Raw genomic sequence first — 11,879 nt, 5'->3', positions numbered from 1 at the left:
CTGACCGCCTCGGTCTCGGCGGTCAGCTGGTCGGTCGTCCCTACTTGAGGGTGGCCGAGGTCAGGCCGGCCTGGATCTGGCGCTGGAAGGACAGGTAGACCACCAGCATCGGGATCATCGCGATGGTGGCTCCGGCGAACAGCACCGGCAGGTCGGTCTCGTAGCCCATCTGGTACTGGAGCTGGATGAGCCCCTGCGTGAGCATGTAGCGCTCGGGCTCGCCGCTCGTCTGCGGCTGCATCAGCACGGCGGGCAGGATGTACTGGTTCCACTGGCCCAGGACATTGAATATCCCGACGCTGATCAGGCCGGGCTTGGCCATCGGCACCATCACCTGGAAGAAGATCCGGGTGTCGGAGGCTCCGTCGATGACCGCCGCCTCGTGGACCGCCGTGGGCAGCGTCCGGAAGAAGGAGTGCATGAAGAAGACGGTGAAGGGCATCGAGTAGGCGACGTACACCAGGATCAGGCCCTGGTAGGAGTTCAGCATGTCGAAGCGCTTGACCATGAAGAAGAGGGGTACGAGCGCGAGGAACACGGGGAACATCGCCCCGCTGACGAAGAAGTAGTAGATGATCCGGTTGCCCGTGAAGGGATAGCGGGCCAGGACGTACGCGGCCATCGAACCGAGCAGCATGGTCAGCGGGACCGAGAACACCAGCACGATCAGCGTGTTGGCGAAGTAGCCGCCGATGCCCTTGTCCCAGGCCCGGCCGAAGGCGTCGAGGTGCCAGTTCGAGGGCCAGCTGAGGGCCGAGCCGCCGATCTGGGCGTCGGTCTTGAAGGAGCCGAGCGCGAGCCAGATCAGGGGCAGCACGATCATTATCGCCCAGAGCACGAGGAACCCGTGCGAGAAGACGTTGAGGACCATGCCGTCCGAGCGGCGCTTGCCCCGCCGCCCCGTCCGGCCGGTTCCGCCGGACCGCTCCGCTGCCGCTTCGCCCGGAGCCTTGATCACTGTGGTCATGACGGTCTCTCTCCCGCTCAGAACTCGATGCGCTCGCGGCGGGTGGCACGCAGCGTGATGACGGAGAGGATCATGGTCAGGACGAGCATCACGACGCCCATGGCGCAGGCGTAGCCGCTCTTGCCGAAGTACAGGAAGTTGCGCATCAGCACCGTCGACATGACCTCGCTGTGGTGGTCGGGTCCGCCGCCGAACTGGCCCGAGGTCATGGTCGACACGAGGACGAACATGTCCATGGCGGCGATGCCCAGGTAGACCGCGGAGGTCTGCACAGAATCCCACAGCAGGGGCAGGGTGACCTTGAAGAAGGTCTGGGCGCGCCCGGCGCCGTCGAGCAGCGCGGCCTCGTAGATGTCCTTGGGGACGGACTGCATGGCCGCGGAGAAGAGGACGAGGTAGAAGCCGACTCCGTGCCAGACGACCACGAACAGCAGGCACCAGAGGACGAAGTTGGGCTCGTTGAGCCATTCGACGGGGTGCTGCGGGGAGATCAGGCCGATCTTGGTGAGGAAGCCGTTGAGCAGGCCGCCCCCGTCGCTGCGGTAGATCGCCCCGAAGAGCACGGCGAGGATGGCGAGGGAGAGGACCTGCGGAAAGAAGTAGACGATCTTGTAGACGCGCGATCCGCCGACTCCCTGCACACCGCCGGCCCCGCCGCGCCCTCCCGCGTTCACCATGAAGGCGAAGAAGAGGGCGAGCAGGATGGTGACGACCGGGACGAACACCACGAGCAGCAGGTTGTGCCAGAGCGCGCCGCGGAAGACCTCGTCCTCCAGTAGGGCCGAGTAGTTGTCCAGGCCGACGAAGTCGAACGTCGGTGACTGCCCGGTCCAGTTGGTGAAGGAGTAGCCGAACGTCTGTACGTACGGCCAGATGACGAAGGTCAGGTACAGCGCGAGGGGGGCGAAGAGGAAGGCGGCGATGAAACCGCCCTTCCTCCTCCCCTGGGCTACTTGGCTCATGGTGTCCGTCCCTGCGGTGGTCAGCTGCGCTTGTTGTTCTTGGCGTTCGGGTCCTGGGCCGCCTTGTTTACCGCAGCCTGGGCCCTCTTGATCCATTCTTTCGGCTGGATCCGCTGGGCCATCAGCTCATTGGACGCGTTCTGGATCTCGGTGTCCATCTCGCTGTACCAGTCGGGGTACCGGTAGGCGAAGGTGTTGGTGCCGGCGGCCTTGAGCGCCTCCACCGCGGACTGGGTGCCCGGCCGGAGCTTGACGCTCGGGTCCACGCCGTCCTTGACGACGGTGAGGGAGTTGGCCTGCTGGGCGAAGATCGTCGAGTACTCCCGCGACAGCATCGAGCGGAGGAACTCCAGGCCCGCCGACTTGTTGGCGGCCTTCTCCGGGACGATGAAGGGCTCGTCGACGCCGGCCCGGATGGCCTCGAGGGGCAGCTTGCTGTCGGCGAGCAGCGGCACCGGCAGGAACTTCATGTCGAAGTCCTCCGGGGTCTGCTTGAGCTGCTCGTTCTCCAGCCAGGATCCGGAGGGGATGAAGGCGGCCTTGTACTGGTTCCAGGCCGTCTGGGACTCCGTGTGGGTCAGGCCGTTGGTGCCCGGCATCAGCAGGCCCTTCTCGACCACCTCGTAGACCGCCTCGACCGCGGCGAGGGCGGCCGCGTTGCCTTCGAAGGCGTTGGGTTCGAGGTTGTCGATCGCCTTGACGGCGTCCAGGCCGCCCTTCTTGGCGATGAGGTCCATGATCACGACGTTGATGTAGTACGGGAACTTGCCCTGGTGGGCGAGGCCGCCGATGCCCGCCTCCTTGGCCTTGGTGCAGACGGCCAGGAACTCGTCCCACGTCTTGGGCGGCGCCCAGCCCTTGTCCTTGAAGAGCTTGCCCGAGTACCAGAAGCCGAACACGGCGTAGACGTACTTCAGGGCGACGAACTTGCCGCCGAGCAGGCCCTGTTCGTAGGCGCCGTCGACGAGGGTGTCGCGCACCTTCTTGGTCGGGTCGTCGAGCGAGGGCGCGTCCAGGACGGCGGTGAGGTCGGCGAGCTGACCTCCCTTGGCGAGCACGTCCAGCTTGATCTGCTGGGCGCCCGAGTCGTCGACGACGTCCGGCGGGTTGCCTCCGTTGAAGCGGGGCTGGAGCTTGGCGGTGATCTCCTGGGTGCCCAGGTGGGAGCTGGTGGTGCCCCACTTCTTGTCGAAGGCGGCCTCCCAGGCCTTCGCGTAGTCGTCGCCGAAACCGCCCTTGAAGACCACGACGTCCAGCTTGCCGCCCTTGGCGACGCCGAACGGGTTCTCCTTGGTCACCGGCGCCTTGGCCGGGCCCTTCGTGGACTCCTCGCCGCCGGAGGCGCAGGCGGACAGGAAGCTCATCGTCGGCACCGTGATCAGTCCGAGTGCCGCAGAGCGCTTGATCAGATCGCGACGGCCGAGGCCCTCACCAGTGGATCCCATGCTCATGTCCTCGCCTTCGTCAGAAGTGTGAAGGAGGCCGGAAAGTCACGGCGATTGCCGTGCATGCGGATGTTTCCGCAGGTCCCCGCCCATCCCCCGGTCCGGGGCCACTCGTCTCGCGGTGATCCGGACGGGCACAGGTATAGTCCACTTCCGCTCGTGTGAGCAAGATCATGCACACGTATGGCCGCCAGCTTTTCCGAGTTGAGACCTGTCCGTCATCTGGGACCGCCCCCGCAAAAGCGGAAGGGCCGTACCCCCTTGGCGGGGATACGGCCCTTCGGCGCCGGTCTGCTCAGCCGTGACTAGCCGCGGATGAGGTTCCGGAGCACGTACTGCATGATGCCGCCGTTGCGGTAGTAGTCCGCCTCACCCGGCGTGTCGATGCGGACGACCGCGTCGAACTCCACACCTGTGTCGGTGGTGACCTTGACGGTGCGCGGGGTGGTGCCGTTGTTCAGCTCCTCCACACCGGTGAAGGCGAAGGTCTCCTCGCCGGTGAGGCCCAGGGAGGCCGCGGTGGCGCCCTCGGGGAACTGCAGGGGCAGGACGCCCATGCCGATCAGGTTGGAGCGGTGGATGCGCTCGTAGGACTCGGCGATGACGGCCTTGACGCCGAGCAGCGCGGTGCCCTTGGCGGCCCAGTCGCGGGACGAGCCCGAGCCGTACTCCTTGCCCGCCAGGATGACCAGCGGGATGCCGGCGGCCTGGTAGTTCTGCGAGGCGTCGTAGATGAAGGAGACCGGCGCGCCCTCGACGGTGAAGTCGCGGGTGAAGCCGCCCTCGGTGCCCGGCGCGATCTGGTTGCGCAGGCGGATGTTGGCGAACGTACCGCGGATCATGACCTCGTGGTTGCCGCGGCGGGAACCGTACGAGTTGAAGTCGCGGCGCTCGACGCCGTGCTCCGTGAGGTACTTGCCGGCCGGGGTGTCGGCCTTGATCGCACCGGCCGGGGAGATGTGGTCGGTGGTGACCGAGTCGCCCAGCTTCGCCAGCACGCGGGCGCCGGCGATGTCGGAGACCGGGGTGGTCTCCATCGTCATGCCCTCGAAGTAAGGGGGCTTGCGCACGTAGGTGGACTGCGGGTCCCACTCGAAGGTGTTGCCGGTGGGGATCGACAGCGCCTGCCACTGGGCGTCGCCCGCGAAGACGTCCTGGTAGGACTTGCTGAACATGTCCTCGCCGATGGCGTTCGCCACGACGTCGTTGACCTCGGCCTCGGAGGGCCAGATGTCCGCCAGGAAGACCGGCTTGCCCTCGGTGTCGATGCCGATGGCCTCGGTGGTGATGTCCACCTTCATGGAGCCCGCGATGGCGTACGCGACGACCAGCGGCGGGGAGGCCAGGTAGTTCATCTTGACGTCGGGGTTGATCCGGCCCTCGAAGTTGCGGTTGCCGGAGAGCACCGAGGTGACCGCGAGGTCGTGCTCGTTGATCGCCTTCGAGATCTCCTCGTCCAGCGGACCGGAGTTGCCGATGCAGGTGGTGCAGCCGTACCCGACGAGGTTGAAGCCCATCTTGTCGAGGTACGGGGTCAGGCCGGCCTTGTCGAAGTAGTCGGTGACGACCTTCGAGCCCGGGGCCAGGGTGGTCTTGACCCACGGCTTGCGGGTCAGGCCCTTCTCGACCGCCTTCTTGGCCACGAGCGCCGCGGCGACCATGACGTAGGGGTTCGAGGTGTTGGTGCAGGAGGTGATCGCGGCGACGGTGACGGCGCCGTGGTCGATCTCGAAGGAGGTGCCGTCGGCCAGGGTGACCTGGGTCGGACGGGTCGGCACGCCATTGACGGCGGCCGGGGCGTCGGAGGCCGGGAAGGACTCCTTGCCCGCCTCGTCGTCGTCCTCGACGTAGTTGCGCACGTCCTGCGCGAACTGCTCGGCGGCGTTGGCCAGGACGATGCGGTCCTGCGGGCGCTTCGGGCCGGCGATGGAGGGGACGACCGTGGAGAGGTCGAGCTCCAGCTTCTCGGAGAAGTCCGGCTCGGCGGCCGGGTCCAGCCACAGGCCCTGCTCCTTGGCGTACGCCTCGACGAGCGCGACCTGCTGGGCGTCGCGGCCGGTCAGGCGCAGGTACTTCAGCGTCTCGTCGTCGATCGGGAAGATCGCTGCGGTGGAGCCGAACTCCGGCGACATGTTGCCGATGGTGGCGCGGTTCGCGAGGGAGGTGGCGGCGACGCCCTCACCGTAGAACTCGACGAACTTGCCGACGACACCGTGCTTGCGCAGCATCTCGGTGATGGTCAGCACCAGGTCGGTGGCGGTGGTGCCGGTGGGCAGCTCGCCGGTCAGCTTGAAGCCCACGACGCGCGGGATCAGCATGGAGACCGGCTGGCCGAGCATCGCGGCCTCGGCCTCGATGCCGCCGACGCCCCAGCCCAGCACGCCCAGGCCGTTGACCATGGTGGTGTGCGAGTCGGTGCCGACGAGGGTGTCGGGGTACGCCTGGCCACCCCGGACCATGACCGTGCGGGCCAGGTGCTCGATGTTGACCTGGTGGACGATGCCGGTGCCCGGGGGGACGACCTTGAAGTCGTCGAAGGCGGTCTGGCCCCAGCGCAGGAACTGGTAGCGCTCCTTGTTGCGGCCGTACTCCAGCTCGACGTTCTGCGCGAAGGCGTCCTTCGTGCCGAACTTGTCGGCGATGACCGAGTGGTCGATGACCATCTCGGCGGGCGAGAGCGGGTTGATCTTCGCCGGGTCGCCGCCCAGGGCCTTCACGGCCTCGCGCATCGTGGCGAGGTCCACGACGCAGGGGACGCCGGTGAAGTCCTGCATGATCACGCGGGCCGGCGTGAACTGGATCTCCTCGCTGGGCTGGGCCTGGGAGTCCCAGTTGCCGAGCGACCGGATGTGGTCGGCGGTGATGTTCGCGCCGTCCTCGGTACGGAGCAGGTTCTCCAGCAGGACCTTCAGGCTGTAGGGAAGGCGGGCGGAGCCCTCAACCTTGTCCAGCCGGAAGATCTCGTACGACTCGTCGCCCACCTGCAGCGTGCTGCGGGCGTCGAAGCTGTTCGCCGACACGACAGTCTCCTTCATGCATGAATTTCGCGCGTATTACCGCATCCTGCCGCCACGCCCCTTGGCCAATCCGCTAAGGTAAGACTAAGTTAGGTAACCCTTACCAGCGGGGGCGGCTGCGGTTCGCCTTCGGCAGATATCTCGATGTCGAGATAACTCTAGTACATGTACGGGGATCGGAACGAGGCGCGCTCTCCCGGATCTGTCACATCCGCCGACCGGGCGGCCGCTTCGGCCTGCCCGGATTCCGTCGGCGAATGAGACGGAGCAGTCAATTCCGGTCTCTGGATCCACTCATCAGGGTGGAGGGAGTGGTAGCCGAGAGTAACCGATCCGAGAATCGAGCACATTGTCGGTGACAGACAGTGAAGATTCTCGGCTGGGGGGCCATCATGGAACCGCTCTTCCGTCTTTCGCTCATGCGTCCGCCCGTACAGCAGGACCCCGTCAACCCGAGCATCGGGCTGGCCCAGTCCTCCGACTTCCAGACCGCGCTGGCCGCCGCCTCCTCGTCGGCCGATCCACGGACCGAAGTGCGTGCGGTGGCGCGCGCCTTCATCGCCTCCGCGCGCTTCGTGGGCGATCCCGCCAGGACCCCGCTCGCCGCCGCGACCGCCGCCTTCTCCACCGCGCTGGACGCCTTGGCCGGTCCGGTGCGGCAGGACGCCACCGGACCGGGGGTACCGCTGCGCCGCTCCGTGCTGGGCGCGGTGCGGGAGGCGTACGGGGGCGCCCCGGAGGCCGTGGCCGCCGGGGCGGAGTTCAAGGAGGCCCTGGCCCGGCTGCGGGACAGCCTGCTCGCCATCAAGTACCTGCCCGACGAGCACGGCAAACCGATCGAGGCGCTGACCCACCAGCTGCGCCACCTGGAGATCGTGGTCCAGCTGACCCGGACCGCCGAGTTCCCGGCCTTCCCCGCCACGGTGGAGGAGCTGCGGCGCGCCCGCAAACGCTCGGTGGAACTGCCGGGGCCGACCGGGCTGGAGCCCGCCCTGTCCACCGTCGAGGCGGCCCGGCGCCAGCGGGCCGCCGAGCGGGAGAAGGCCGCCGCCCGGCAGCAGCGCGCCGGGGAGCTGCTGCGCGGCCACGGACAGCTGCGCTCCGCCATGGCGGAGTTGACCGGGCTCACCGGGGACAGCTTCCACGTCCCGGTCCAGGAGGCCTTCCCCGGAGCGCTGCCGCCCGCCGAGCCGACGGCCGAGCTGCTGCGGCAGATCGAGTTCCACGGAAAGCTGGAGACGGCCAACCTGCGCGCCCTGGAGGCCCGGGCGGGCGGCGGCACCCCGGTGGCGGCCGATCCCGAACCGACCCCGCAGTCCCCCTCGCTGGTGGCCGGCGCGGCGCAGCTGGCCGGGCAGCTCTTCGGCTCCAAGCCGGACCTGCTGGACGGCAAGCTGCAGTTCCTGCGCCCGGTCCTCGGCGCGGTGGCCTTCCGCCTCGGCGAGACGGGGGCCGCCCGCGTATCGGCCGAGACGCGGACGCTGATGACCAGCCGGGGCATCGACCTCACCGGCGAGCCGCTGGACCGCATCGTGGCCTACCTGGTCGACGAGGTGGAGGCGCTCGGCGCCGAGCTGGACGCGCTGTACGGGCAGCCGGCGCGGCGCAGCGTCAAACGGGTCGGGGACGCGCTCGTCACCGTCTCCACCCCGCTGCCCTCGCCCTGGACCGCCCTGGTGGTGGGCGAGGCCGAAGCCCCGGACAGGATCCCCCTGGGCGACCCCCGCATCCCGGCGACGCGGGGCCGGGTGAAACCGGCCGGGATGGCGGACCTGCTGCTCGTACGCCAGCAGCTGATCGGCTACGAGGCGGCGGACGTGGCCCACATCGAGAACGTGCTGCGCGGCGAGTCCAAACAGCGCGAGCACACCCGCCGGCAGGAGACCGAGCAGATCACCTTCCGCGAGACCGAGGTGACGACCTCGGAGGAGCGGGAGCTGGAGTCCACCGACCGGTTCGAGATGACCAAGGAGTCGAGCGAGGTCATCAAGGAGGACGCCTCCCTCAAGGCGGGGCTGACCGTCTCGGGGAAGTACGGACCCACGGTGGAGTTCTCCGCCTCGGCCGAGGGCTCTGTCTCCCGCTCCAAGGAGGAGGCGACCAAGTCGGCGTCGACCTTCTCCCAGGACGTGACCGAACGCAGCGCCAACCGGATCTCGGAGCGGGTGCTGGAGCGCACCTCGCTGAGGGTCACGACGGAGGTGACGGAGAAGAACACCCACGGCCTGGACAACAAGAACGGCATCGGCCACATCTCGGGCGTCTACCAGTGGGTCAACAAGGTCTACGAGGCACAGATGTACAACTACGGGCTGCGCACGATGTTCGACTTCATGATCCCCGAGCCGGCGGCCTTCCTGATCCATTCGCTGCAGTCGGCCCACGCGAGCACGGTCGACCTGGTGAAGCCCCCGGAGTTCCCGCTGCGGCCGAACCGGATCAGCGAGTACAACTACCCCTTCTGGGTGCGGGCCTACGGGGCGACGGACGTCGCGCCGCCGCCGGAGCCCTACCGCACGAAATCCTTCGACTTCAAGGGCGGGGGCGGCGACAGCAAGACCAACTACAACCACTCGGGCCAGATCGCCATCGACGACGGCTACCAGGCGGTGCACGCCTCGGTCGGGCACGTGGCCAACATCTGGTCGGACGCCTTCACCCTGGATGTGGTCATCGGCCGGCGGCAGCACCGGTTCACCAACACCAACGCCTGGGTGTGGAGCACCGCCCTGGACGACGAGCGGGATTCGGTGCCGGTCGCCCTCGACACCTTCCGCGCCTCCCAGATCGCGGTCGCCGTGGAGGTGAAGTGCCGGCGCACCGCCCGGGCCATGGACAAGTGGCGGCTGGAGACCCACGCCAAGCTGACCACCGCCTACCGGGCGCGGCTCGCGGAGTACGAGGCGAAGCTGGCCGAGCTCCAGCTCCAGGCGGGCGTGGCGATCCGCGGCCGCAACCCGCAGGCCAACCAGCAGCTGATCACCGACGAGCTGCGCAAGAGCTGCATCAGCGTGCTGACCGAGCAGCACTTCGACCTGTTCGACGCCATCGACGCCGGGGCGGGGGGAATCCCGCAGATCGACGTCTGGGAGGCGGCCGGGGAAGGCGCCTACGTCCGCTTCTTCGAGCAGGCCTTCGAGTGGGAGCACCTGACCTGGGTGGCGTACCCGTACTTCTGGGGACGCAAGGACCGGTGGGACGAGCGGCTGTCGTACGAGGATCCGGATCCGGTGTTCAACCAGTTCATCAAGGCTGGCTACTGCCGGGTCACCGTGCCGGCGCGACCGGGGTTCGAGGGGGCCATCGACCACTACATGAACTTCGGCGAACTGTGGAACGGCGGTCCGCTTCCGCCCATCTCCAGCCCGCTCTACCTGCCGATCGCCGACGAGATCGCGGAGCGGCTGGACCGGCCCGGTGAGGAGGTGCCGCAGGGCGAGCCGTGGAAGGTGCGGATCCCGACCACCCTGGTGCACCTGCGGCCCGACGACACCCTGCCGAGGTGGACGAAGAATCCGGACGGGGAGTGGGTGGAGCGCTGATGGCGACGCTCAACCTGGCGGGCCACATGCGGGAGATCACCCTGACCGACCTCCAAGTGCGCCAGGGTCTCGCGGGCAGGGCCGGCGCGGCCGAGATCGGAACCTTGCGGCGGGGGGCCGAGCTGATGCGGGAGCACGTGACGCGCTCCCCCGTGCAGGCGGCGTTCTTCCCCGGAGGGTCGGACGGCTGGCGCGTTCACTGGCTGCGCGAGGCGGAACGGGAGCTGTGCCCCTCGAACACCGATGACCCGGCGGTCCGCAAGGCCTACGAGGCGAAGCAGGAGGAGTACGTCCGTTTCTGCCGCCGGCTGGAGGCCGATCCGCTGTGGCGGACCCATGTGGTCATCGACAAGTTCAACGGCAAGAGCTACCTCATCGAGGACAACCGCGAGATCCAGGGGATCATGGGGGAGGTGGCGGCCGAGTTCCTGCGCTGGTTCCGAGGGCATCCGCTGGACCGCCTCTTCCTCCAGCTCAGCGCCCAGGCCTCGTTCCTGGACTTCCTGGTCGAAAGGCCCGACGTGCTGGCGGACATCAGGATGGCCCAGCGGCTGCCGGCCGACAGGAACCCGGCGATGGACATCCCCATCGAACGGCCCCTGATCGTGCATGCCGTGGAGATGGCCATCGGGCTCATCCCCGTGGTCGGCAACATCGCGACCTCCTACGAGGTGTACACCGGCCGGGACCTCTTCGGGTACGCCCTCACCGACGCCGAGCGGGGCGTGATGGCGGCGTCCGTGCTGCTGCCGACGGCGGGGCGGCTGGTCCGGGCGGGCCGGGCCATGTACACCGAGGCGCGCCTGGTCCAGCTGTACGGGCGGGAGGTGCAGGGGTGGCGCCTGGCCATAGCCGCCGATGCGCGGGTGGCGGCCGAGCCGGAGGCCGCACAGGTGATCCGGCGGGCGGAGAAGGAGCTGCGGCTGCACCGGAAATGGGAGGCGGAGCTGGCCCGGGAGGTGGCCAAGGCGCTGCCGAAACTGGTCCGGGGGGTGCTGGTGGCCGTCATCGAGCACGAACCGCGGATCATCGAGCTGTTGGCCCGGCTCCGCAAACAGTTCCCCGTGCTGCACGCCATCGACGCGCCGTCCCTCCTGCGGATCCTGGAGAAGGGCCCCAACCCCGGGCACCTCAAGGGCCAGCTGCTGGAGGAGCTGATCGAGTCCAGGGTCCTCCCGTGGCTGCGGGACCCCGCCGGGGCGTACGCGCTCGGCATCAAGGGGACGGGGCGCAAGAAGATCGAGTACATCCCCGGGCACATGATCCGAGGGGAGGACGGGAGGCAGTTCACCGACGGGATGCTGGCCTACCGGGACAAGGGCGAGCTGGTCCCGGTCGCCGTCTTCGAGGTCAAGGCGGGCGACGACGTGGTGCGCGACCTGCATCTGGGCGAGGGCGGAGTCTCCTCGCTGACCGCCGAGGAGCGGCTGTCCTTCATCGCGCTGGTGAAGGAGAGGCTCAAGATCCGCCAGGCCATCGCCCAGGCCCGCGGCAAGCCGTTCACCCAGACCTTCGAGGATGTGGCGAAGGAGTACGTCCATGCGGAGCGGGGCGGCCAGATCCGGCGCGACATCGAGCGGCTCTCGCGCAATGACGTGCCGGGCCGGCCCGGCCTCACCCATCTCTTCATCGGCACCGAACAGGTACCGATCCGTTTCACGCTCTCGCAGGTGAAGTTCTTCGGCGTGGTCCCGCGCGGCGCCCCCACGCGGGCGACGGTGCGCGAGCTGGAGCGCGAGGGCGTGGCTTTCGAAGCGATAGCCGCCGATCTCACCTCCGCCGAGCTGGACCGGGTCGCCGAGCAGCTGGCGCCTCTGGCAACGGAGTTCGCGCAGCAGAGGCTGCGCTGAGCCCGGCACAGTAGGCACACACCATGGCCGGACAACCGACACATGGAGGAACGAAAGGAACAGAGGTCGCAAACGTCACCATGCGCCCCAGGAGTA

Annotated in this window: 6 protein-coding genes; 2 read left to right on the top strand and 4 right to left on the bottom strand. The window is 68.3% G+C overall.

Features of this window, described 5'->3' with window-relative positions; all coding sequences use genetic code 11:
- Positions 1–40: 40 nt before the first annotated feature.
- The 4 genes from ACFWBN_RS17555 to acnA all read right to left on the bottom strand — a co-directional run bounded on the left by ACFWBN_RS17555 (position 41) and on the right by acnA (position 6,409).
- A complete protein-coding gene (locus ACFWBN_RS17555; RefSeq protein ID WP_385177466.1) occupies positions 41–967 on the bottom strand; it encodes a carbohydrate ABC transporter permease in 927 nt (308 codons plus the stop codon).
- 17 nt (positions 968–984) lie between these two features.
- Complete coding sequence (locus tag ACFWBN_RS17550; protein WP_385177464.1) at positions 985–1,929, bottom strand: carbohydrate ABC transporter permease; 945 nt, start codon at positions 1,927–1,929, stop codon at positions 985–987.
- A 20-nt stretch (positions 1,930–1,949) separates the two neighbouring features.
- Positions 1,950–3,374 carry an N-acetylglucosamine/diacetylchitobiose ABC transporter substrate-binding protein gene (ngcE, locus tag ACFWBN_RS17545; RefSeq protein WP_385177597.1) on the bottom strand — a complete coding sequence of 475 codons (1,425 nt, stop codon included), beginning with the start codon at positions 3,372–3,374 and terminating at the stop codon, positions 1,950–1,952.
- Positions 3,375–3,679: 305 nt separating this feature from the next.
- Positions 3,680–6,409 (bottom strand): aconitate hydratase AcnA, encoded by a 2,730-nt coding sequence (gene acnA / locus ACFWBN_RS17540; protein ID WP_385177462.1) that lies wholly within the window; start codon positions 6,407–6,409, stop codon positions 3,680–3,682.
- A gap of 374 nt (positions 6,410–6,783) precedes the next feature.
- Between acnA and ACFWBN_RS17535 the strand changes: the two genes are divergently transcribed.
- Both ACFWBN_RS17535 and ACFWBN_RS17530 read left to right on the top strand, forming a co-directional pair.
- The gene (locus ACFWBN_RS17535; RefSeq protein WP_385177460.1) at positions 6,784–9,933 is read left to right on the top strand and encodes a hypothetical protein; all 3,150 of its coding nucleotides are present in this window, start codon (positions 6,784–6,786) and stop codon (positions 9,931–9,933) included.
- Positions 9,933–11,783: a pre-toxin TG domain-containing protein gene (locus ACFWBN_RS17530; protein WP_385177458.1), complete on the top strand. Its 1,851-nt coding sequence runs from the start codon at positions 9,933–9,935 to the stop codon at positions 11,781–11,783. The genes ACFWBN_RS17535 and ACFWBN_RS17530 overlap by 1 nt, the downstream gene beginning before the upstream one ends.
- Positions 11,784–11,879 lie beyond the last annotated feature (96 nt).

The organism is Streptomyces sp. NPDC059989 (genome assembly GCF_042736975.1).
Classification (GTDB): domain Bacteria; phylum Actinomycetota; class Actinomycetes; order Streptomycetales; family Streptomycetaceae; genus Streptomyces.
Note: the sequence above shows the minus strand (reverse complement) of the source record. Positions and strands in the feature narration are given on the sequence as shown.